The organism is Paraburkholderia sp. CNPSo 3274 (assembly GCF_024206475.1).
Lineage (GTDB): Bacteria > Pseudomonadota > Gammaproteobacteria > Burkholderiales > Burkholderiaceae > Paraburkholderia.
Genome location: NZ_JAMBPR010000043.1, coordinates 59,111 through 78,392, shown reverse-complemented (window position 1 = coordinate 78,392; position 19,282 = coordinate 59,111). Strand labels below are relative to the sequence as shown.

Genomic DNA, 19,282 nt, shown 5'->3' with positions numbered 1-19,282 from the left:
GGCTTGAAGAAGGTGGACCAGATGTTCGTGTTGAACATGGCGGCATACAACCTCGTGCGCATGCGATCACTGGCACAAATCCGCTTATAAGTGGCGGAAAGCGTGGCAAGGAGGTCAGAAGTCGGCCTCAAGCCGCCGAAAGAACGTTGAATTCGCGTTGAGATTGCACAATGCGAAAGTTTGCGACTGGCGGGCGCGTACATCGAGGCGCACCGCTTCCGCCGGGGATGTATTTCCGCAACCTGCTAAAGGCGTTCGAAGACAGCCGCGATGCCCTGGCCACCGCCGATGCACATCGTCACGAGCGCATAGCGGCCACCGCAACGGTGCAACTCGTGAATCGCTTTCACCGCAATGACGGCGCCCGTTGCGCCAATCGGATGACCGAGCGAGAGGCCCGACCCGTTTGGATTGACCTTCGCGCTGTCGAATTCCAGTTCCTTCGCGACGGCGCAAGCTTGCGCGGCGAATGCTTCGTTCGCTTCGATCACGTCGAGATCCGCCACGGTCAAGCCCGCGCGCTGCAATGCCTTGCGTGTTGCAGGCACCGGGCCAATGCCCATGTATTGAGGATCGACGCCGGCGTGGGCCCAGGAAACGAGCCGCGCAAGTGGACGAAGGCCGCGTTGCTTGGCGGTGCGGCGCGCCATCAGCAGGACTGCCGCGGCGCCGTCGTTGAGGCCCGACGCGTTGCCGGCGGTGACCGTACCGTCCTTCTGGAATGCAGGGCGCAATTTGCCGAGATCGGCGGCGGTCGTGCCGGGCCGAACATGCTCGTCGGTATCGAAAACGCTCTCGCCCTTTTTGGTGCGGAGTGCCACAGGCACGATTTGTTCGCGGAAGCGGCCATCGTGAATGGCTCGTGCGGCGCGCCGGTGCGACTCGACGGCGAGCTGGTCCTGGTCGTCACGGGAAACACCGTACTTCGTCGCGACGTTCTCCGCGGTCACACCCATATGGCAGGCGCTAAACGGGTCGGTCAGTGCGCCGACCATCATGTCGATCAGGCGGATGTCGCCCATGCGTGAGCCCCAACGCGCTCCGGTGGCAACGTAGGCTGCGCGCGACATGCTTTCTGCGCCTGCGCCGATGGCGATTTCAGTATCGCCGAGCGCGATAGCCTGGGCGGCGGAAATGATGGCCTGGAGGCCGGAGCCGCACAACCGGTTGAGCGTCAGCGCTGGAGCGTCCGCGCTGACGCCGCCCTCGAGGGCGGCGACGCGCGCGAGGTACATGTCGCGAGGCTCGGTATGGATCACGTTGCCGAACACCACGTGGCCAACGTCGCCACCCGGCAGATTCGTGCGGTCGAGCAAGGCACGTACGACTGTCGCGCCTAGCTGCGTCGGCGGAACGCTCGCGAGCGCACCGCCGAAATCTCCAATAGCCGTGCGAACGGCAGCGGTGACGACAACCTCATCCGACATGATGGCTCCTTGTTCTGGAGATCGGTTACGATCTACGTGTAGTGTTTTACAATGTGAATGACGTTCACAAAGTAGCGCATTTTTTTCTGTGTGTCCACGTTATTGTGCAGTGCGCAAGGTTGCGAGTGTCCTGCATATTTCGCGGGTCATTCGTGCCGGATCCGGAGTTCGGCATCAGGCGATCCTGGTGGGTCACAACCGATAGACGTGCGTTCGATTTCACGTTATGCTGGTTCACAATGATGATCGGCGTTCAATTATTAGTCTACTTGGCCCGCAAAATTTTAGCTGCCGGAAGGCGATGCAAGCGTTAGTGGGACATGGCTTGCCAGATAACAACAGGACGATTCAGATGGATGCAGGTACGGCTTCGCACGACGCGCTGATGGATGTGCCGTTTCGCCCGATACGCCTCGGCAGCATGGATGCCATCGTCGAGCGAAGGCCTGACGGAAGCGTGGTGTATGAACTGAAGGAAGCGCTTGAACCCTATCCCGTCCGCTTGACGGAGCGGCTCGAACACTGGGCGAGCGTCACGCCCGAGCGCGCTTTGCTCGCGCGGCGCACGCCGGACGGCAAGTCGTGGGAGTCGCTTACTTATAAGCAGGCGTTCGACGGTGCGCGTGCACTGGGGCAGGCGCTGCTCAATCGAGGGTTGTCCCCGTCTCGTCCGTTGATGATTCTTTCGGACCGGGGCTTCGAGCACGCGCTCTTCGCCCTTGCCGCATTGCACGTCGGCGTTCCCTATATTCCGGTAACGCCCGCGTATTCGCTTCTGTCACAGGATTTTTCGAAGCTCAAGCAACTCGCGGCCGTGTGTACGCCTGGCCTCGTCTTCGCGGATGACGGTGCGCAGTATGGCCGCGCATTGCGCGAGGTATTCGGCGAAGTGGAGTGTGTCGTCGTCGGTCCGTTGCCAGAGGGGCGTGCCAGTTCGCGTGTAGCGGAGTGGCTGAAGACGCCGGTGACCGCCGATGTCGACAAGGCGTTCAATGCGGTCGGTCCGGATACCGTGGGCAAGATCATGTTCACCTCGGGTACGACAGGCGCACCAAAGGGTGTGATCTACCCTCAGCGCATGTTGTGCAGCAATCGCCAACAGGTCGCACAGGTGTTCGCGTTTCTCCAGGACGGGCCGCCGGATCTCGTCGACTGGCTGCCGTGGCATCACACCTTCGGCGGCACCCATAACTTCGGCATGGTGTTGTACGGCGGGGGCACATACTACCTGGACCCTGGCAAGCCAACGCCGGAGGAAATCGGCCCGACCGTGCAGGCATTGCGTGAAGTCGCGCCGGTGGTCTACCTCAACACGCCTCAGGGGTTGGCCTCGCTCATTCCGCATCTTCGAGCCGACAAGGCACTGCGCGAGAAATTTTTCAGCAAGCTCGCGCTGATCTACTACGGCGGCGCAAGTCTGCCGGAGTACATCTGGGCCGAACTCGACGAACTCGCCGTACGCACTATCGGCCAGCGCGTGCTCATCATGTCGGGGATCGGCGGCACCGAAGCAGGCCCCACGCCGATGTCGGCTGCCTGGGATCCACGGCGCGAGGCGGTTGCGGGTTTGCCTGTGCCCGGCGTCAAAGTGAAGGTGGCGCCGGTCGGCGCGAAGCTGGAAATCCGCTTCTTTGGCGACTGTGTGACGCCGGGGTACTGGAAAGATCCTGAGCGTACCGCCGCCTCGTTCGACGAGGAGGGCTATTTCCGCTCCGGTGACGCTGCAACGTTCATTGACCCGCAGCGTATCGAACTCGGCCTGCGCTTCGATGGCCGCATCGCTGAAAATTTCAAGCTGTCCACGGGCACATGGGTCAACGTTGCCGAGTTGCGGTTGCATGCGCTGAACATTTTCGGTCCGTATGCGCGCGACATCGTCATTGCGGGTCACGACCGCGATTACCTGACCGCACTCGTATTCCCCGACGTCGAAGCGTGCCGCGCGCTTTGCGACGACCTTCACGACCCGACGCCGGTTGTCGATCAGATCGTCAACAGCCGTGGTGTGCTGGCGTTCTTCCAGAGGGGCGTCGACAAGCTCGCTGCGCGCGCCGGAGGCAGTTCAGCCCGTATCGCGCGCATTGTGATCGAAAGCGAACCGCCCACACTCGACAACGGTGAGTTGAGCGCGAAGAGTGCAATCAGCCAGCGCAACGTGCTCGAGCGGCGCCGCAGCGTCGTGGATGAGCTTTATCGCACGCCGCCCACGCCGCGCACGCTAGTCGGCAATGCCGGCGCAGCCGAAGCAGATCGAATTCAACGCACCGAAAACGCTGGAAGCTAAACACTATGGATTTTCGCGTAGACCCCGCAGACATTGCGTTCCGCGAAGAAGTTCGGGCTTTCCTCAAGGAGCACCTCCCGGCAGATATGGCGTTTCGCGGGCAGCAGGGCTTTCTCGCCGGCGATGACGACTCCCAGCGCTGGACCCGCATTCTGCACGAGACGCGCGGATGGTCGGCGCCGCATTGGCCCGTTGCCGACGGCGGCACGGGGTGGACCGCGATGCAGCGTTACATCTTCGAAGAAGAGTGCTATCTGGCGGGCGCGCCCGCACAGAATCAGGCGGGCGTGTCGCTCGTCGGACCTGTGATTTGCGAGTTCGGCAATGAAGAGCAGAGGCGACGTTTTCTTCCGCCGATTCAGCGGGGGGAAGTGTTCTGGGTGCAGGGATTTTCGGAGCCGGGCTCGGGCTCCGATCTCGCGTCGCTGCGTACGACGGCGGTTCGCGATGGAGACCACTACATCGTCAACGGACAAAAGATCTGGACGAGCTTCGGCGCCTATGGTCAATGGAACTTCGTGCTGGTGCGCACGGACAGCGAAGCGAAGCCGCAAAAGGGCATTTCGTTTCTGCTGCTCGACATGGCTTCGCCGGGTGTCACCGTGCGACCCATCGGGTCGCTCGACGGCTGTCACCACCTGGCCGAGGTGTTCTACGACAACGTGCGCGTGCCTGCCGAGAACCTGATCGGCGAAGTGAACAAGGGCTGGGGATATACGAAGTTTCTGCTTTTCAACGAGCGCGCGTTCCTCGGCGCCGAAGCGCCGGCGCTCAAGCGCTATCTGCGCAAAATCCGGCACTACGCGTCGCGCGAGCGCATGGCGGGCAAGCCATTGATCGAGGACCCGACGTTTGCGGCGCGTCTCGCGCAGCATGAGTTGGAGGTTCGGGCAATCGATATGGCAGTGCAGAAGATCCTCCATCAAGGAATTGACGAGCGCAGCGGCGGCATGGCGGTCGGCTCCATGCTCAAGGTGCGAGGCTCGGAACTCCACCAGAAGCTCACGGAGATGCTGCTGGAGGTGATTGGCGACTACGGCGCAGTGTTCTATCCCGATCCGAATGAAGAGCACGAGCTGCGCGACGCCTCGTTTATCGGGCCCGAATACGCGCCGGGCCTCGCTGCCGAGGTTTTCTACCGGCGCGCCTGCTCGATTTATGGCGGGACGGCCGAGATTCAGCGCAACATCATCGCAAAGGCGATGTTCGATCTGTGACGCTGCGTCGATCCACGAACATCTGTCGGTCCCCGTTACGGGTGATCGCATCAATTGCCGGTAGAGAGAGGGTGCAGCATGGACTTTGAGTTGAGCGACGAACAGCGGATGTTGCAGGAAAGCGCGCAACGCTTCGTGCAAAAGAGCTATACGTTCGAACACCGCCGCAGTCTGACTTCGCAAGAGGGCGGCTTTTCGCGCGAGACGTGGCGCACGCTCGCAGAGATGGGCTGGCTTGGTATCGCGGTGCCGGAGGAGATGGGCGGCCTCGGCTTTTCGCCTGTGGAGAGCGCCATCGTGGCCGAGCAGATCGGGCGCGCACTGGTGCTGGAACCTTACGTGATGTGTGGTGTGCTTCCGGCATCGCTCGTCACGCGCTGCGGGCGCGAAGGGCAGCGCGAAACCCTGCTTGGGGAAATCGTCTCCGGCGAAGCCGTCTATGCGGTCGCGCATAGCGAACGCGAGGCGCGAGGCCAGGTGCACTACGTCACGGCCACGGCGAAGAAGAGGGCAGACGGCGCCTGGCGCCTGGACGGCTACAAAACGCTCGTGGTTGGCGCGCCCGTTGCCGACCGCCTGCTCGTCGTCGCTCGGTCCACGGGTGCGGCCGGTGACAAGGACGGCATCGGTATTTTCCTCGTCGATCCGAAGCAGGCGGGCGTGACGCTCAAGACGTGCGCCCTGCTCGACGGCACGCCGTCGGCCGACCTGGTGCTCGAAGGCGTGATCGTGGCGGATTCCGGTGTCGTGGGCGAAGTGGGCCGCGCATTCGAAGGATTGCAGGCCGCCGTCGACGAATCGATCGTCACGCTCTGCGCGGAACTGGTGGGCGATATGGAAGACGCCATCGAACTTGCTTCGGATTACCTGAAAACGCGCAAGCAGTTCGGCGTAGCGATCGGCAGCTTCCAGGCTCTGCAACACCGCATGGCCGACATGGCGATCGACGCGATGCAGGCTCGCGCAACCCTCCATCGTGCATTGCTCGCGCTCAGCGAGGACAGCGAAAAGCGAAGCGTGGAGATCTCGGGCTGCAAGGCGCAGACTACTCGCAGCGCGAAGTTCGTCACGCAGCAAGGCATCCAGTTGCACGGCGGGTATGGCATCACGAACGAATACAAGGTGGGCCATCACTATCGCCGCCACCTCGTGCTCGACGCGTTGTTCGGCAATATGGACTATCACCTGAATCGCTACGCCCGCCAGATACAACACGAGGCATTGGCCGCAGCGGCTTGATTCCCTAACGAGGCACTGTCATGGACGCTACGAGAGCCGATTTGCTAGCCACGACGCGTGAGGACGCCGTTCTCACGCTGACACTGAACCGGCCCGAGGCTCGCAACGCGCTGAACCTTGCATTGACTGAAGTGCTCGTCGACGCACTAAACCGGTTCGAAGCCGATGAAAGCCTGCACGTGCTGATCGTGACGGGCGCTGATCCCGCGTTTTGCGCGGGTCTCGATTTGAACGACTTCTCCGCACCCGATGCGCCGCGCGCGCGAGTCGCGGAAATGATCGACATGTGGCCGCGCATTGCGAAGCCGGTGATCGCGGCGGTGAATGGCGCCGCCGTTACCGGCGGGCTCGAACTTGCAATGGGATGCGATTTCATCGTTGCGTCCGAGCGCGCACGTTTTGCCGACACGCACACGAAAATCGGCGCGCTCGCCGGAGGCGGCATGACCGCGCGTCTGCCCCATATCGTGGGCCCGAGGTGGGCCAAGCAGTTTTGCTTCACGAGCGACCCAATCGACGCGACGACGGCTTTGCGGATTGGCCTCGTGAACGAGGTGGTCGCCCACGATCGGTTGATGGAGCGCGCAGCGGCGCTAGCGAAGACGATCGCGAGCCGCCGTCCCGATCTCGTCGCCACGGTCAAGCACGTGATCGATCAGGGTGCACAATCGACGCTCGAAGAAGCCTTGCGTATCGAGAAGGCGGCTTTGGCAGAACGAAAGCAACGCGGCGGCATGGCATGGCAGGTCCAGAAATAGCCGGTCTGCCGAAGCAGGCGCGTCACGCGGGCGCGGCAGCGGCGACTCATTCAACGACTTCGCCATATGGCGGCTAACATGACAAATCTCTACGGCCTTCCAGACGACATTCAAGTGAGGGCAGACGGCGGCCTGCGCATCATCACGCTCAACCGGCCAGACGATCTGAATGCGTCGACCACGGAAATGCTGTTTAGTTATCCAAAGCTATTCGCTGCGCTGACCGAAGATCCCGAAGCGCGTGTTGGCATTCTTACCGGCGCGGGACGGGCATTCAGCGCGGGCGGAGACATGAATCACTTCGTCAAGACGCTCGACGACGCCGAGTTTGCCCGGCGCGTTCAAGACAACGCACGCCAGACCATCCACGGTTTCATCGATGTGCCGATTCCGATCATCGCGGCGGTCAACGGCCCCGCGGTGGGCTGGGGCGCGACGATGGCCACGCTGTGCGACATCGTACTGATGTCCGAAAAGTCGTTTCTGGCCGAACCGCATATCAACATCGGTCTTGTCGTCGGCGATGGAATTTCCGTAGCGTGGCCGCTCTACACGAGTTTGCTGCGAGCGAAGGAACTGATTTTTACGGGCGACCGCATCACTGCGCAGCAGGCGGTCGAATACGGACTCGCCAACCGCGTCGTGGAACCAGGCAAACTGATGGACGAGGCCTTGGCGCTTGCCGAAAAGCTGCTCAAACAACCGCGTCACGCGCTGCGCGAGACCAAGAAACTGATGAATCTTCACCTCCATCGCAGCGCGGCGCAGATGCTCGACACGACGCTTGCGCGACAACTGGCGGCGACGCTCAGCGATGAGCATCACGAGATCGCCTCAGCGTTCATTGCCCAGCAGAAACGTAACAAAGACTGATCCTGCACGGTGAATCTCTTTCATCGGCACACCATTTTTATGTGGGGTATGCATGCGCTCTTCGCTTTTCGACTTGACTGACAAGGTCGCCATCGTCACCGGATCGAGCCGCGGCATTGGGTACGCCAGCGCGCTTGGCATGGCGGAGCATGGCGCGAAGGTCATTATTTCCGGCCGCAATGCCGACGCCTGCGAAACTGCCGCGCAAGCGATCAACGAAAAGATCGGCAACCGCCTGGCCATGCCGTTCGCCTGCAACATCGGGCGCAAAGCCGAGCTGCAAAATCTCGTGGATGCCGCGAATGGCGAGTGGGGCAGCGTTGATATCGTGATGGCCAACGCGGCAATTCACCCGTGGATCGGGTCCACCCTCGATCTGCAGGACGAAACATTCAACAAGTTCATGCAGGTCAACGTGCAGAGCAACATCTGGCTCGCGCAGATGACCATGCCTGGCATGATCGCGCGCGGCTACGGGCGCTTCATCTCGGTGGCATCGGTGGTCGGCCTGTTCGGCGATGCCGTGACGGGAACCTACGGGCTCACCAAAGCCGCCGACATGCAACTGGTACGTAACCTCGCGATGGAGTTCGCCGCGAAAGGCGTCACGGCCAATTGCATTGCGCCAGGCACGTTCAAGACCGAGATGGCGCGATCGCAATGGGAAGACGAAGCGATGGTCGAATGGTACCGTGGCCGCAATCCATCGCAGCGCTTCGGCGAGGTCGAGGAGATTGCCGGGCTCGCCGTGCTACTGGCTTCACCCTCGGGCGGTTATATCAACGGTCAGACGATCGCGGTGGACGGTGGCCACACGATCTCGTTTCGCTAACCTCGACGAGGAGGCCACATCGTGCGCCCCCAGATGTTCAAGACGCGAATCACCGATCTGCTTGGCATTCGCCACCCCATTCTTTGCGGCGGTCTCGGGCCACGTGTGTCCGATGCCCGATATGTCGCGGCCGTCGTCAACGCGGGTGGGATGGGGTTCATCGTCGGCGCTGGCTTTCCCGATGCCGACGAATTTCGCAACGAGTTGCGCACTTGTCGCGAACTCAGCGGTGCGAAGAACTTCGGCGTCAATCTCTACATCTCGCGGCAAGCGGGCGGGGTGGAGCGCGTCAAGCAACAGATCCGCATTCTGATCGAAGAGAAGGTCGCCTGTGTCGAGACGGCCGGTGCGAGTCCGGAAGCGGTTGTGCCGCTGCTGAAAGAGGCGGGGATCAAGGTTCTGCACAAGGTTCCCGCTGTGCGTTACGCGCATACGGCGGTGCGGATGGGCGTTGACGGTGTGATCGTCGTCGGCAACGAATGCGGCGGCCACCCAGGCATCTATCAGATCGGCAGCATCGTGCAGGCCGCGCAGGCGCCGCGTGAAATCAGCTTGCCCGTAGTGATCGGCGGCGGCATCGGTACCGGGCGGCAACTGGCAGGCGTGCTGGCGATGGGTGCCGACGCCGTCATCATGGGCACGCGCATGATGGTTGCAGAAGAGTTGTGGATTCATCCCGATGTCAAGGCAAAGGTCGTGGCGGGCGACGGCAGCGAGAGCGTCGTGGTCAAGTCAGCGATTCGCGATCACCACCGCGTGCTGCGCAACGAGAGTGCCGAGGCGGTGCTGGAACTGGATCGCGCACAGGTGACCGAGTTCGAGCGGTTTCGTCCTCACGTGATGGGCGCACTCGCGCACGATGCCTACGTCACCGGGGACACGCGCAAGGGTATGATCGACTACGGCCATGCTGCAGTCTTTGCCGATGCGGTGAGGAACGTCGAAGCAATCTTCGACGAGATGATCGACGACGCGGTGGCCTCGTCGAACCGGCTGGGCAAACTGATGACGTAGACACTCACCACGGCGGCGATAGAGCGCGCAACGGCCCGGGGGTCTCCGGCGCGTGTAGCCTCTGGGCTACAATCTCACGCGTACCTCTCGTCAGCGCCTTCGAGCCCACCATCGAGGACATGCTGTCGAGTCGCGCCTATTTCGGCATGCCGCCCGAGGCGCTCTATCAGTGGGGAACGTTACGCGACGAGAACGGTGAGATCTACTGTCCGATGCGGCGGATTCCCGCCGGCCTGAATACCGACGCGAAGGACACGCGCCGGCGTTTTTACCTGTGTACGACGCTTGGCCACGACGACGGCATGCATATGCATCCCGTAGGCAAGGAATCCGTGCCGAACGACGGTTTCACGCGATCGCTCGAAGAGGGGCGTATCCACTGGCGAAGCCATCCCCAGGCGCCTGGAAACCGCTTTCATGTGACCTGGACGCCCGACGACTGCAGCTGGTACGAAGCGAACGGCATGGACATCAAAGGCAAGCCCCGCATGCATTTCTTCCGCTTACTTCACGTACTTGCGGAACTCCGGCTTGCGCTTTTCGCGGAACGCATTGCCGCCTTCCTTCGATTCGTCCGTGTCGTAGTACATTGCGAGCGCCTGCATCGCGAACGCGCCGATACCGCGGATATTTTCGGTGTCGATATTGAACGAACGCTTCGCCAGCGCGATTGCGGTGGGGCTCATCTGCAGGATTTCGTCGCACCACTTCTTCGTTTCGGCGTCGAGTTGCTCGGGCGGCACGACCGCATTGATGAGGCCCCAGTCGAGCGCTTCCTTGGCACTATATTTGCGACACAGGTACCAGATTTCGCGCGCGCGCTTCTCACCGATGATGCGCGCGAGATATGCTGTGCCGAAGCCCGGATCGACCGAACCCACCTTCGGGCCGACCTGGCCGAAAATCGCGGTTTCGGAAGCGATCGCGAGATCGCAGATCGTCACGAGCACGTTGCCGCCGCCGATGGCGTAGCCGTTCACGCGCGCGATCACCGGCTTCGGAATGTCGCGGATGATGCTTTGAAGTTCCTCGATCGGCAGGCCCACCGTGCCGCGGCCGTTGTAGCCGTCGCCGGACTGATCGCCACCCGTGCAGAATGCTTTTTCACCGGCGCCGGTGAGCACCACGACGCCGATCTCCTTGTTCCAGCCCGCGAGACCGAAGGCCTTGATGAGTTCTTCGCAGGTGTTGGCGCTGAATGCGTTATAGACGCTGGGGCGATTGATGGTGATCGTCGCGACGCCATCCGCCTCCTTGTAGATAATGTCCTTGAATTCCATGTCGTGTTCCGATGTCGTTGGTTGTTGAACAGGTTTGTGTCGCCGTTTAACCGGCCATCGTCAGACCGCCGGACACGCTGATGACCTGGCCGCTAATAAATGCGGCGTCGTCGCTAGCGAGGAAGGCAACCGTGCCGGGGATATCGCCCGGCTCACCCATGCGGCCAAAAGGCACGGCCTTCACGAGCGCGGCCTTGATGCGCTCGCCTTTCTCGCCTTGCGCGAGGTTGTCGAGAAGCGGAGTCGCGGTGGGGCCAGGGCAAACGACATTGACGGGAATATGCTGGCGCGCCATTTCGCGCGCCATCGTCTTCGTGAACGCGATGAGACCGCCCTTGCAGAAGGAGTACACGGCTTCCATCGAAGAGCCCACGCGTCCCGCATCCGACGAGATATTCACGACGCGGCCACGGCCACGCTCGGCCATGCGCCGCAGTACGGCATGGTGCATGTTTAGCGGTCCGTACAGATTAATCGCGACGACCTTGTCCCAGAACGGCTTCTCGGTTTGCAGGAAGAACGAACCCATGTCCCAGCCCGCGTTGTTGACGAGAACCTCGATCGGACCGAGTTCTTCCTCGACTTTGGCCACTGCGGCATGTACGCCTTCGTGATCCGTGATGTCGACGCGATACGCACGCGCCTTGCCGCCCGCAGCTTCGATTTCCGCCGCGACACGCGCAGCGCCTTCTTCGTTCAGGTCGAACAGCGCGACGGTCGAGCCTTCCTCGCCGAATCGTCGGCTGATCGCGGTTCCGATCCCGCCCGCGGCGCCTGTGACGACGACGACCTTTTCCTTGAGCCCCTTCATTGATTCCCTCCGTGATGTGCGAGGCGCTTTCGCGCCAGTTAGTCTTTACCCAGCGCTTCCGTGACGGCTTCGCCTTTTCCCGTGGCACGGGCAACGAGCGCGCTGGCTTCGCTTACGCTATAACCCGCTTCGATCAGGACTTCTATGCTGTGCTCGCCGAGATTCGGCGGCAGATAGCGAACGTTGCCGGGCGACTCGGAGAAGTGCACCGGGATCGAAGTCATGACCATCTCGCCTTCGGTCGGGTGATCGAAACGCCGGAAGAACCTGGTCTCCTTGATGTACGCGTCGTGCATGAGGTCTTTCAGGTCGCGCACGGGACCGTGCGGGACGTCCACCGATGCGAAAATGGCGTTCCATTCCGCCGTGGTCTTGTTGCGGATGGCGTCGCCGACGATTCTGTACAGCTCGTTAATGTTGCGCATGCGTTCGGTCATGTGGCAGAAGCGCGGGTCGTCGAGCAGATGCGCTGCATCGATCGCGCACAGCACGCGGCGCCATTGTTCGTTGTTCACCGCCAGCAGGCAGATATGGCCGTCCTTTGTCGCATAGGGCCGACGATACGGCGAAAACATGCGCGGATAGCCAAGACCGGTGCCATCATTGGAGCCCAGCGCGCCTTCCCAAAGATGTTCGAACAGATTGAATTGCAGCATCGTCTCGAACATCGGCACGTGAACGAGCTGACCGAGGCCGGTACGTTCGCGATGATAGAGCGCCATGCTGATCGAAGACGCCAGCACGTAACCGCAGAACTTGTCGACGATAACGGTGGGGAAGTAGCGCGGCGAGCCGTCCGCGTCGCGGTTCATTGCGGCAATGCCGCTTTCGCCCTGGATCACGTCGTCGAAAGCAGGGCGGTCCTTGTAGGGGCCATCGATGCGATAGCCCGCACCCGACGCGTACACGATGCGCGGATTGCGCGCCCGCACAGTTTCATAGCCGATCCCAAGGCGCTCGGCGGCGCTTGGGCGCATGCTGTGCACAATGACGTCAGCCGTCTCGACGAGCTTGAGCAGTGCTTCGCGGCATTCGGCCTGCTTGAGGTTCAGGATCACGCTCCGCTTATTGCGGTTCATGATCGTATAGAACACTGCCATGTCTGGGTTGCGGCCGGGACCGTTCTTGCGATTCTGGTCGCCTTCGGGTGGCTCGATCTTGATGACGTCCGCACCCATGTCGCCAAGTAGTTGCGTGGCGACTGGACCGAGCACGTTGATGGTCAGGTCGATCACGCGCACGCCGGCTAACGGGCCGGTCGCCCGGTCGAGGGGTTGTTGTGGATTTTCCATGCTCAGGCCTTGTATTCTTTGCCCTTCACGAGTCTGAGCGGCGTGTAGACCATCACTTCCGTGCCGTCCTGCTTGATCACGCAGTTCCGCGTGCGCACGAGGCCAAGCCCGGGGCGCCCGTTGCTAGGCCGGCATTCGATCACTTCGCATTCCACATGAATAGTGTCACCCACGTAGGTCGGACCTTTGATATCGAGTTCCATGTTCAGGAATGCGAAGCCGACACCCTGCATGGTGGCCTGCGTGAGCAGCCCTTCCATGAGCGTGAAGACGAGCGCGCCCGGCGCGACGCGCCCCTTGATGGCCGACTGCTCGCGGAGAAACTCAGTGTTCGTGAACAGCACTTCGAGCATGCCGGTTACGGAAATGAAGTTGACGATATCCGTTTCTGTCACGGTCCGGCCTACGGTCTTGAACTTGCGTCCAACGGGCAAGTCCTCCCAGTGAATTCCCAAACCAACCGTTTCGATTTCTTCCATTGCCTGTCCTCTGTTGTTGTCGCTCGCCTGTTAGCTCAGCTGTCGTTTTCAGTTCTTTTTGATGCGGCCCAGCACGTTGTCCGCGACGATGTTGCGCTGGATTTGATTGGTGCCCTCGATGATCTGCACGACCTTTGCGTCGCGGAAATAGCGGTTGATCGGGTACTCGTTGGAGATGCCTGCCGCGCCGAATAGCTGCACGGCGTCGGTCGCGACCTTCATGGCGACATCCGATGCGAACATCTTCGCCATGGCGGCCATTGGGGCGAGTTCCCGGCCGCTCACGCCCGCGTCGACTAGCGACGCCGTGCGATAGACGAGCTGGCGCGCGGCTTCGGTCTGGGTGACCATGTCGGCGATCATCCAGCGCACACCCTGGAAGTTGCTTATGGTCTGGCCGAATGCCACGCGGTCCTGAATGAACTTGACCGCATGATCGATCGCACCCTGCGCGATGCCTACTGCGCGCGCCGCCACGATTGGACGGCTCGTGTTGAGCGCTTCCATTGCAACCTTGAATCCCTGGCCGCCTTCAGGGCCGAGACGGTCTTCAGCACGTATGAAGGCGTCGTCGAAGTAGAGGGGGCACGACGCCACGCCGCGCGCGCCCATCTTGTCCTCTTCGTTGCCGATCGTGAGACCGGGCGTGTTGCGATCCACGATGAAGAGATTGATCCCCAGCGGCTGACCTTCCTCATCGAGCGTTTTCGCCGCGACGAGAATGAAGTCGGCGATATGGGAGTTCGTGCACCAGATTTTTGAACCGTTGAGTACATAGCCGCCGTTCTTGCGGCGCGCCGTGGTGCGAATGCCAGAGACGTCGGAACCACTTTGAGCTTCGGTAATGGAGAGTGCGCCGCGCAAGTCGCCGGAGGCGAGGCCAGGCAGAAGGCGTGCTTTTTGCTCGTCGGTGCCGCCTTCGAGAATGGCGCCGAAGGGCGTCCATTGCACGACCAGCAAATAGCCGGTGTTGTAGCAAACCCGCCCGAACTCCTCGACTGCGATACACGACGACATCACGCTGCCGGCGCCGCCATACGCTTCGGGAAACGGCAACGTGAAGAGGCCCAGTTCCTTAAGTAGTGCGTACATGTCGTGCGGATACTCGGCCGTACGGTCGATCTCGTCGGCGCGCGGCGCCACGCGCTCCCGTGCGACGCGACGGATGAGGTCGCGGATTTGAACCTGGTCGTCTGTTAGTTCGTATGTCACTTCGCTCTCTCTTGCTAGCGGTTTTCCAGGCCGTGCCCGGATTCGTCTTTCGGAGTGGGGAATCGTCGCCCCCGCTGACCACTCCCGAATCACCCCGACGTCTTCAGATTATTGAACAATGTTCGATAAAGTAAACGATGGACTTGGGGGCCGTCAAGCGCTGAAACCGGCTGCCGCGGGTTTGTCCGAGGTGCGCCCGAGAATTCGCCGGGATGTAGTGTCAGCCTTGTGCAGCGGGGCATGGCAGGGCTTTTCCGACGTTGACAGCACGCTTCCGATGCGTTTAATATTTAGAACAGTGTTCGGTTATTTGTCCCATTTTGGCCCGACGTAGTGGCTCGATTCGCGGGAGCCGGAGGCAAAACGATATGGAGGAGCGGGGAATGGACTCTCTTTGTCCTGAAGTCGACTATCAGAAGTTTCTGGCCGAGGGCCGCTTGATGATCCAGCGCAGCCGCAGCAGCGGCCGCTATGTGTTCTATCCGCGCGTTGCCGAGCCGGTTAGCGGGGCGCGCGATCTGGAGTGGGTCGAGGCCGGTGGGAAAGGCACGGTTTATTCCACTACGGTCGTGCGCCAGAAGTCGCCCACGCCGAGCTACAACGTCGCAGTGATCGACCTGGAAGAAGGTGTGCGCATGCTCAGCTGTGTGGAGGGCATCGAGCCGGACGCCGTGCGCATTGGCATGCCCGTGCAGGCGAAGATCGTCTACCGGGGGGATGCGGCACTGCTTGTGTTCGAACCAGCCTGACGCCCGCTAACCCGCAGCCGGCCGTCAAGAGCCGGTCGCACCGATTGAAAGGTAGATCGAATGGAATTCAATTTGCGCGGGCGTACCGCACTGGTGGCAGGCGCCACTTTTGGGATTGGGGAAGCACCTGGCTTGTCGTCGATGGACCTTGCTGCGCGCGCGTCGGTCGATGCGCTGGCCCAGGTAGGGCTTACCCCTGGCGATGTCGACGGGCTATTCGTGTGCACGCCGGATGACATGCTCTCGGGTCTCACGTTCGCCGAATATCTCGGTATTAACCCGAAGTTCACCGACAACAACCGAAGCGGTGGTTCGGCGTTCGAGATCTACGCACACACTGCCGCGATGGCGTTGTGCACGGGACAAATCGACGTTGCGTTGATCGCCTATGGCAGCAATCAGCGCAGCGCGGCAGGCAAGCTCGTGCAGTCGTCGCGTCCCTCGCCGTGGGAGAGCCCGTATAAGCCGATGAATCCGGTGTCGTCCTATGCGCTTGCTGCGGCGCGGCATATGCACCAGTACGGCACGAAGCGCGAACATCTGGCCGAGGTGGCCGTTGCCGCGCGCAAGTGGGCGCAGCTCAATCCGGATGCGTACATGCGCACGCCCTTGTCGATCGAGGACGTGATGGGTGCGCGTCTCGTGTCCGACCCGCTTTCCGTGCGCGATTGTTGCCTCGTGACAGATGGTGCAGCGGCCGTGGTCATGGTGCGCGCCGACCGCGCCCGCGACCTGACCGACCAGCCCGTGTATCTGCTCGGCGCGGCCTCGGCCACGTCGCACCGCGAGATCGCCAGCATGCCTGATCTCACGGTGACCGCTGCGGCGCAATCGGGCCGGCGTGCTTATGAAATGGCGGGCGTGAAGGCTGGCGACATCGATGTCGCGATGCTCTACGACGCTTTCACGATCAACACGATTCTGTTCCTCGAAGACCTCGGCTTTTGCCCCAAGGGCGAAGGCGGCCGCTTCGTTTCGGACGGCGCCATCGCGCCGGGCGGCCGACTCGCGGTGAATACGAATGGCGGCGGCTTGTCCTGCGTTCACCCGGGCATGTACGGGCTTTTCCTGATCGAAGAGTCGATGCGGCAATTGACGGGCCGTGCCGGCGAGCGCCAGATCCCCGGTGCGAAGCTGGCCATCGCGCACGGCAACGGCGGCGTGCTCTCGAGCCAGGCCACGGTGATTCTCGGAACAGAGGAAACGCTGTAAGACACGGCGCCCGCCAGGGCCACGGTCAACAGCTTTGCATGGGATCAGAGTAAGCGCTGAAGCGCCAACTCTGATCGACAGCCTTGCATGGGATCAGAGTAAGCGCTGAAGCGCCAACTCTGATCGACAGGAGACGGAGATGAGCGAAGAGACCGGCAGCGACGCAACAGAGATTGTCCAGGTCCAGCAAGACGGCGTAATCGCGATCGTCACATTGAATTACCCCCAGCGGCGCAACGCGTTTTCACTGAAGATGCGTGAGACGTTGTACGCGCAACTTTATCGCCTGATGCATCACGAAGAAAGTTGCCGCGCAATCGTATTGACCGGCGCAGGCAATACGTTTTGCGCGGGTGGGGACATCTCGGAGATGCAGACACGCAAGGTGCTCGAATACCGGCAGCGCAACGAACTGCCGCTCGATATCTTCAGACTGATGGTCGAAGGCCCGAAAGCGGTTGTCGCCGCTGTCGAGGGCTTTGCGTTTGGCGCCGGGCTCTCGCTCGCTGCGGCTTGCGACTACGTCGTCACGTCGTCGGCTGCGCGATATGCGAGTGCGTTCGTCAAGGTCGGGTTGCTGCCCGATACGGGTCTCTACTGGTCGCTCTCACAACGCGTGGGCGGCGGCCTCGCACGTGAACTCATGCTGAGCGCGCGAGAATTCAACGGTGTCGAAGCCGGTGAGAGTGGTTTTGCAAATCAGGTTGTCGAACCCGGCGAGGCGCTGAACGCGGCCTCGAAGGTGGCGCAACAGTACGCGGAATTGCCTTCGGTGGCCACCGCGCATCTGAAAGCCGCGCTCGCCACGGGCATCAGAACGCTCGACGAAGCCATCGAAGCCGAAGTCAACCTGCAGCCCATCCTGCGCCGCAGCCGCGAACACCAGGAAGCCGTGAGCGCCTTCATGGAAAAGCGCAAGCCGGTGTTCGTAGCAGACTGAGGAAGCCAACATGAGCGAAAGACAAACCGCAGAAACCGAAACGGCATCGCTGATCGAGGTGACCCGCGAGGGGCCGGTCGCGATCGTGACGTTGAACAATCCGCGACGCCGCAATGCGATGGGGCGCCAGATGCGCCAGTTGCTGCGCGACACGATGCACCGTCTCATGGTCGACGACCCCGAATCGCGTGCAATCGTCCTAACAGGGGCGGGCGAGCATTTTTGCGCGGGTGCGGACATCTCCGAGATGACGAAACGCACGATCCTGCAAAGCCGCGAGATTCTGGCCGAATCGTGCGTGGTCGTGCGTGAAATGCAGGCGGGTCCGAAGCCCGTCGTGGCAGCGGTGGAAGGCGTGGCCTTTGGCGCCGGATTGTCGCTCGCGGTGGCGGCCGATTACGTGGTCGCGGCGTCGACCGCGCGCTTTTGCGCTGCGTTTTTGCGCGTCGGCCTGATTCCGGATACCGGCATTCTGTGGACGCTTCCGAAGCGCATCGGCATGGCGCGCGCGAGGGAGATGCTCTCGCTCGCCACGGAGATCGACGGCAACAAGGCCGCGACGATCGACCTCGCAAACGAAGTGGTCGAGCCGGGCGCGGCGCGCGCCAAGGCGATCGAAGTTGCACTGAGCCTCGCGGCGTTGCCGCCGCTCGGCGTGGCGCTGCTTAAGGAATCGCTCACCAACGCCGCGACCACGATGGAAGGCGCGCTGCGAGCCGAAATCGACTATCAGCCCATTCTGCGTCAGTCGAAAGACCATCAGGCTGCGTGCAAGGCATTTATGGAAAAGACCACACCGGTCTTCACCGGTGAGTGAGCGCGGGGACCCCAGCGATGAGTATCGAGCAGAAGGAAAAGGCGGCGGCCACCGACGAGATCGTGCAGGTGCACCGCGAAGGCGACGTGACCGTTGTCACGATGAACTATCCCGAGCGCCGCAACGCGTTCTCCATGAAGATGCGGCTCGCGCTGACCGAGGTGTTTCAGCGGCTCATGCACGACGACCCGGATACGCGCGCCATCGTGCTGACGGGGGCCGGCAGTCATTTTTGCGCGGGCGGCGACCTGTCCGAAATGCACGCGACCACGCCGCCATTGCTCGCGCTGCGTGAGCGCATTGCGGTGGGTGTGCGTCTCTTCAAACTGATTTATACGGGCACGAAGCCTGTCGTCGCGGCAGTGGAAGGCAGTTGCTATGGAGCGGGCGTCTCGCTGGCTGCTGCCTGTGATGTCGTGGTCAGCGCCGAGACGGCGAAATACTCGTGTGCCTTCGGCAAGGTCGGTCTACTGCCCGATACCGGGATTCTCTGGACGCTGCCGCAAAAGGTGGGCGGCGCTAAGGCGCGTGAATTGATGCTCAAGGGCGATGTCATCGATGCAACCGCAGCGCGGCGCATCGGCCTCGCCAGCGAGGTGGCCGCGAGCGGACACGCGCTCGATGCGGCGATCGAGGCCGCGGCTCGCTTTGCGAGCTATCCGCCGGTCACGCTGGCGCTCCTGAAGGCGAGCCTCGTCAACGCGGGCAACTCGATCGAGGACGCATGCCGTCTGGAAACCGATCTCAACCCGCTGACGCGTCAAACGAGCGATCACACGGAAGCCGTGAAGGCCTTCATGGAAAAGCGCAAGCCGGTTTTCACGGGCGCCTGAAGCCGCCGTTCTT

18 protein-coding genes are annotated in these 19,282 nt (G+C 61.9%); 12 read left to right on the top strand and 6 right to left on the bottom strand.

All coding sequences use genetic code 11. The annotated features are described in order from the left end of the window. Window positions 1-245: 245 nt before the first annotated feature. Window positions 246-1,427: a beta-ketothiolase BktB gene (bktB, locus tag M3I54_RS26885; RefSeq protein ID WP_254341606.1), complete on the bottom strand. Its 1,182-nt coding sequence runs from the start codon at window positions 1,425-1,427 to the stop codon at window positions 246-248. Window positions 1,428-1,779: 352 nt separating this feature from the next. On the opposite strand from bktB, the gene M3I54_RS26880 reads away from it, so the two are divergent. From M3I54_RS26880 to M3I54_RS26850, 7 genes are all read left to right on the top strand, one after another. Continuing rightward, window positions 1,780-3,711 (top strand): AMP-binding protein, encoded by a 1,932-nt coding sequence (locus M3I54_RS26880; RefSeq protein WP_254341598.1) that lies wholly within the window; start codon window positions 1,780-1,782, stop codon window positions 3,709-3,711. Between the two features lie 5 nt (window positions 3,712-3,716). Then, on the top strand, window positions 3,717-4,928 hold the full coding sequence (locus M3I54_RS26875; RefSeq protein ID WP_254341596.1) for an acyl-CoA dehydrogenase family protein: 1,212 nt from the start codon (window positions 3,717-3,719) through the stop codon (window positions 4,926-4,928). A 90-nt stretch (window positions 4,929-5,018) separates the two neighbouring features. Then, complete coding sequence (locus tag M3I54_RS26870; RefSeq protein WP_254341595.1) at window positions 5,019-6,167, top strand: acyl-CoA dehydrogenase family protein; 1,149 nt, start codon at window positions 5,019-5,021, stop codon at window positions 6,165-6,167. A gap of 20 nt (window positions 6,168-6,187) precedes the next feature. Further along, window positions 6,188-6,925, top strand: a complete 738-nt coding sequence (locus tag M3I54_RS26865; protein WP_254341593.1) for an enoyl-CoA hydratase — start codon at window positions 6,188-6,190, stop codon at window positions 6,923-6,925. 78 nt (window positions 6,926-7,003) lie between these two features. Then, window positions 7,004-7,798 carry an enoyl-CoA hydratase/isomerase family protein gene (locus M3I54_RS26860; RefSeq protein WP_254341591.1) on the top strand — a complete coding sequence of 265 codons (795 nt, stop codon included), beginning with the start codon at window positions 7,004-7,006 and terminating at the stop codon, window positions 7,796-7,798. A gap of 52 nt (window positions 7,799-7,850) precedes the next feature. Then, the gene (locus M3I54_RS26855; RefSeq protein ID WP_254341589.1) at window positions 7,851-8,630 is read left to right on the top strand and encodes an SDR family NAD(P)-dependent oxidoreductase; all 780 of its coding nucleotides are present in this window, start codon (window positions 7,851-7,853) and stop codon (window positions 8,628-8,630) included. Between the two features lie 21 nt (window positions 8,631-8,651). Continuing rightward, entirely contained in the window at window positions 8,652-9,644 is a 993-nt protein-coding gene (locus M3I54_RS26850) for a nitronate monooxygenase (protein WP_254341587.1), read from the top strand. Window positions 9,645-10,147: 503 nt separating this feature from the next. On the opposite strand, the gene M3I54_RS26845 is transcribed toward M3I54_RS26850, so the two are convergent. The 5 genes from M3I54_RS26845 to M3I54_RS26825 are packed head-to-tail and all read right to left on the bottom strand — an operon-like array spanning window position 10,148 to window position 14,718. Then, the gene (locus tag M3I54_RS26845; protein WP_254341586.1) at window positions 10,148-10,924 is read right to left on the bottom strand and encodes an enoyl-CoA hydratase-related protein; all 777 of its coding nucleotides are present in this window, start codon (window positions 10,922-10,924) and stop codon (window positions 10,148-10,150) included. A gap of 46 nt (window positions 10,925-10,970) precedes the next feature. Beyond that, window positions 10,971-11,735, bottom strand: coding sequence for a glucose 1-dehydrogenase (locus tag M3I54_RS26840; RefSeq protein WP_254341584.1), 765 nt, complete (start codon window positions 11,733-11,735; stop codon window positions 10,971-10,973). A gap of 38 nt (window positions 11,736-11,773) precedes the next feature. Continuing rightward, the gene (locus tag M3I54_RS26835) at window positions 11,774-13,027 is read right to left on the bottom strand and encodes a CaiB/BaiF CoA-transferase family protein (protein WP_254341582.1); all 1,254 of its coding nucleotides are present in this window, start codon (window positions 13,025-13,027) and stop codon (window positions 11,774-11,776) included. Between the two features lie 2 nt (window positions 13,028-13,029). Beyond that, window positions 13,030-13,506 carry a MaoC/PaaZ C-terminal domain-containing protein gene (locus tag M3I54_RS26830; protein ID WP_254341580.1) on the bottom strand — a complete coding sequence of 159 codons (477 nt, stop codon included), beginning with the start codon at window positions 13,504-13,506 and terminating at the stop codon, window positions 13,030-13,032. A 48-nt stretch (window positions 13,507-13,554) separates the two neighbouring features. Further along, the gene (locus M3I54_RS26825; RefSeq protein ID WP_254341578.1) at window positions 13,555-14,718 is read right to left on the bottom strand and encodes an acyl-CoA dehydrogenase family protein; all 1,164 of its coding nucleotides are present in this window, start codon (window positions 14,716-14,718) and stop codon (window positions 13,555-13,557) included. A 383-nt stretch (window positions 14,719-15,101) separates the two neighbouring features. Here M3I54_RS26825 and M3I54_RS26820 point away from each other — a divergent pair, with 383 nt between their 5' ends. The 5 genes from M3I54_RS26820 (at window position 15,102) to M3I54_RS26800 (ending at window position 19,269) form a co-directional block, all read left to right on the top strand. After that, window positions 15,102-15,467: a Zn-ribbon domain-containing OB-fold protein gene (locus M3I54_RS26820; RefSeq protein WP_254341576.1), complete on the top strand. Its 366-nt coding sequence runs from the start codon at window positions 15,102-15,104 to the stop codon at window positions 15,465-15,467. Window positions 15,468-15,527: 60 nt separating this feature from the next. Next, entirely contained in the window at window positions 15,528-16,679 is a 1,152-nt protein-coding gene (locus tag M3I54_RS26815; RefSeq protein WP_254341574.1) for a thiolase, read from the top strand. Window positions 16,680-16,818: 139 nt separating this feature from the next. Beyond that, window positions 16,819-17,619, top strand: a complete 801-nt coding sequence (locus M3I54_RS26810) for an enoyl-CoA hydratase/isomerase family protein (protein ID WP_254341572.1) — start codon at window positions 16,819-16,821, stop codon at window positions 17,617-17,619. Between the two features lie 10 nt (window positions 17,620-17,629). Beyond that, a complete protein-coding gene (locus M3I54_RS26805; protein ID WP_254341570.1) occupies window positions 17,630-18,436 on the top strand; it encodes an enoyl-CoA hydratase/isomerase family protein in 807 nt (268 codons plus the stop codon). Window positions 18,437-18,453: 17 nt separating this feature from the next. After that, window positions 18,454-19,269, top strand: coding sequence for an enoyl-CoA hydratase/isomerase family protein (locus tag M3I54_RS26800; RefSeq protein ID WP_254341568.1), 816 nt, complete (start codon window positions 18,454-18,456; stop codon window positions 19,267-19,269). The last annotated feature ends 13 nt before the right edge of the window (window positions 19,270-19,282 follow it).

What these genes read in the sequence shown, in the direction of transcription:
- bktB (WP_254341606.1), bottom strand. Translation starts at nt 1,427, where the DNA reads ATGTCGGATGAGGTTGTCGTCACCGCTGCCGTTCGCACGGCTATTGGA.
- M3I54_RS26880 (WP_254341598.1), top strand. Translation starts at nt 1,780, where the DNA reads ATGGATGCAGGTACGGCTTCGCACGACGCGCTGATGGATGTGCCGTTT.
- M3I54_RS26875 (WP_254341596.1), top strand. Translation starts at nt 3,717, where the DNA reads ATGGATTTTCGCGTAGACCCCGCAGACATTGCGTTCCGCGAAGAAGTT.
- M3I54_RS26865 (WP_254341593.1), top strand. Translation starts at nt 6,188, where the DNA reads ATGGACGCTACGAGAGCCGATTTGCTAGCCACGACGCGTGAGGACGCC.
- M3I54_RS26860 (WP_254341591.1), top strand. Translation starts at nt 7,004, where the DNA reads ATGACAAATCTCTACGGCCTTCCAGACGACATTCAAGTGAGGGCAGAC.
- M3I54_RS26855 (WP_254341589.1), top strand. Translation starts at nt 7,851, where the DNA reads ATGCGCTCTTCGCTTTTCGACTTGACTGACAAGGTCGCCATCGTCACC.
- M3I54_RS26845 (WP_254341586.1), bottom strand. Translation starts at nt 10,924, where the DNA reads ATGGAATTCAAGGACATTATCTACAAGGAGGCGGATGGCGTCGCGACG.
- M3I54_RS26840 (WP_254341584.1), bottom strand. Translation starts at nt 11,735, where the DNA reads ATGAAGGGGCTCAAGGAAAAGGTCGTCGTCGTCACAGGCGCCGCGGGC.
- M3I54_RS26835 (WP_254341582.1), bottom strand. Translation starts at nt 13,027, where the DNA reads ATGGAAAATCCACAACAACCCCTCGACCGGGCGACCGGCCCGTTAGCC.
- M3I54_RS26830 (WP_254341580.1), bottom strand. Translation starts at nt 13,506, where the DNA reads ATGGAAGAAATCGAAACGGTTGGTTTGGGAATTCACTGGGAGGACTTG.
- M3I54_RS26820 (WP_254341576.1), top strand. Translation starts at nt 15,102, where the DNA reads ATGGACTCTCTTTGTCCTGAAGTCGACTATCAGAAGTTTCTGGCCGAG.
- M3I54_RS26815 (WP_254341574.1), top strand. Translation starts at nt 15,528, where the DNA reads ATGGAATTCAATTTGCGCGGGCGTACCGCACTGGTGGCAGGCGCCACT.
- M3I54_RS26810 (WP_254341572.1), top strand. Translation starts at nt 16,819, where the DNA reads ATGAGCGAAGAGACCGGCAGCGACGCAACAGAGATTGTCCAGGTCCAG.
- M3I54_RS26805 (WP_254341570.1), top strand. Translation starts at nt 17,630, where the DNA reads ATGAGCGAAAGACAAACCGCAGAAACCGAAACGGCATCGCTGATCGAG.
- M3I54_RS26800 (WP_254341568.1), top strand. Translation starts at nt 18,454, where the DNA reads ATGAGTATCGAGCAGAAGGAAAAGGCGGCGGCCACCGACGAGATCGTG.